This is a genomic window from uncultured Succinivibrio sp. (assembly GCF_902756765.1).
In the GTDB taxonomy this organism is placed as follows: Bacteria; Pseudomonadota; Gammaproteobacteria; order Enterobacterales; family Succinivibrionaceae; genus Succinivibrio.
Genome location: NZ_CACVSS010000181.1, coordinates 1 through 2,320 on the forward strand (window position 1 = coordinate 1; position 2,320 = coordinate 2,320).

The 2,320-nt window shown below is 37.6% G+C and carries 1 protein-coding gene and 1 pseudogene; one reads left to right on the forward strand and one right to left on the reverse strand.

The window, feature by feature from the left end:
• Positions 1-175 precede the first annotated feature (175 nt).
• Positions 176-2,092 (reverse strand): IS1634 family transposase, encoded by a 1,917-nt coding sequence (locus QZU45_RS12155; protein WP_295355670.1) that lies wholly within the window; start codon positions 2,090-2,092, stop codon positions 176-178.
• 46 nt (positions 2,093-2,138) lie between these two features.
• Between QZU45_RS12155 and QZU45_RS12160 the strand changes: the two are divergent.
• Positions 2,139-2,320 (forward strand): annotated as a pseudogene (locus QZU45_RS12160) (hypothetical protein); the annotation flags it as partial.

The window sequence follows — 2,320 nt, forward strand, 5'->3', positions numbered from 1 at the left end:
AAAAAAGCTAAGAAGAGGCCTGCTATATTGCAAGCCTCTTTTTTGGTTAAATGGTAAAAAACAAACCTTCGCCGGTGAAAGAACCTATACCTTTAATATCCGAAGTTCGACAGTTATATAAGATGAACATGCTCAGGAAGCTTATCGCATAAGGCCAGAGCTGTATTACGCTTTTTTAAGAAATCTTGTACATCGCAGGTGATGTCTTAATTTTTTTGATTATTTTTTTAAGTGTGTCACTCATTACTACCTGATTCCCCAGTGGCTGCAGTTCAAATATATTCAGTAAATCTGATATAAGCTCCGAATTTTCATAATCTGGTATATATCCCTGACCTTTACCCACAGAGAATACGTTTAAATTTCTTAGAGCAAACAGTATTTCATCGATTGTGTATTTGCCATCAGGAAAGGTCCGAATGTCTTTATAGTAGTCTGCTATTTTTCTTTCAACGCCACGTAGTAGGAGCAAAGCCATGAAGCATGTCTGGAAATGGGCGATAATTCTGTCGTCCTTGCTATGATAAAAAGGACGAGCTTCTAAATCTGTCTTCATGATCCTAAAACATTCTTCAATTTCCCATCTGCGAGCACTGATTGAAATTACTTCCCTCAATGGCAATTCTTCTTTAAAGATATCGGTAGTCAGAGCATAGTAGCCGTCAAACCTCTCATCTTCGGAAATCTTTTCATCGTTAATAGATACCGTCTTTTTCTTAATTTCATTTCCCTTTTCATCAACGAATGAAGTCTTGATTAAGGATTTAGGGCTGGCATCTCGTTCTCTGTCATAAGAGCCATTTGCTATCATCTTTTCAGCTCTGTTTACTTTGTTAAGACGAAGCATTCTCAGGTATTCACGATATTTAAGAGAAAAGGTAACAATCATTCTGGAATCGAGATTATTCTCTGCAGTTGTTCTTTCCTTAAAGAATATTGTGTTGTAATGTTTGTTAAATAGCTCTTCGCCCTCAAGCTGATCTAGATTAAAGTTGCTGACAATACGATGCTGTTTTGTCTCTGTGTCAAAAGTGAAGTAAGACCAGCCTGTCTTTTCAAGAGCCCAGTCTTCAAGGAGCTGGCTTAATTTCTTTATAGATTGGGTACAGATAAAATGTCTCTGTCCGGATATACCCATTTTTACAGTAGGATCATCGGCATCCTTATTATTGAACTTACGAATTTTCTCTGATGACAGTCCTGCATCTGTACAAATAACCACATCAGCTTTCTTAAAGTTTTTAAAGATTTTCTCCTCAAGCGGGATCAGAGTTGTCTGTTCATTGGTATTACCAGGATTGATACAGAATCCTAGAGGCATGCCATCACCGTCCATTAACAGGCCCATCTGTACAATTGGATTCGGGCGATGTTCTTTTGATGCGCCATATTTTCTTAAGGTATGCTGCTCATGCCATTTATCTGATTTATCCTTTTTGAGGCAGTCTTCTGTTTCTATCTCAGAATAAAAGTTGGTGCAATCATAAAAGATGTGGTTAATGTTGCGCTTAACATCTTTTGATGAATAGTAAAACAGTCTGTCCTGAATTATTGTGTTGCTTGAGCTTAGGACATCCATTGCCCTGTATATATGCTGAATGTCTAAATTAAACTTTTCAATAAAACGCTGCTGATATTTTTCTGAAAGAGCCAGTTTTGAGGAAGGAAAAAGAATACGTCCAAATAAGATGGTTCTTAAGACATTGTTTAAGTCAAAACCTTTGATATGAGGATGAGCCTTCATGATTTCACTACAGATATTGGCAAGACCAAAAGAGTGATATACAGAATCAAGGATTAGATAACCCGCGTTAAATAAACAGCTCTTTTCTCCTTTAGGAAGATTCTCCTGAAGTTTAACCGTCATGTAACGACTATGCTGTAATTTAGACGCCCTAAGCTCCTGGTTCTTCTGATTTATATACTCTCTGCACCAGCTTTCTGCATCAGTGACGCCGTACTTTTCACAAATCTCTCTGGCACAACCAAGAGCTTCCACCGTTCTGGTCTTTTTATAACCTTCCGCAGTCCTATAGTCCTCAATAATGTAGTAATAGTGATTATCAGCCTTACCGGTTTTACTAAGTCTCATAATGCGTCCTCATAGCCTATCCACTTATATTATAATGTATTACGCCATGTTACGCAAATATATTTTAGGCAAAAAAAATAGGCTTTTCATAGCCTTACAAAATTTTTTTAGCTCAACTGTCGAAGATCCGAATTGGGCAGATATGCTTATTCGTGGTTTTGGCTCACCAGCCATGTATGAAGAAGCTTATGGCTGGCTTTATCACTGCGACTTTGACGATGACTATTC

Coding starts and splice junctions, on each gene's coding strand:
- QZU45_RS12155 (WP_295355670.1), bottom strand. CDS start 2,092: ATGAGACTTAGTAAAACCGGTAAGGCTGATAATCACTATTACTACATT.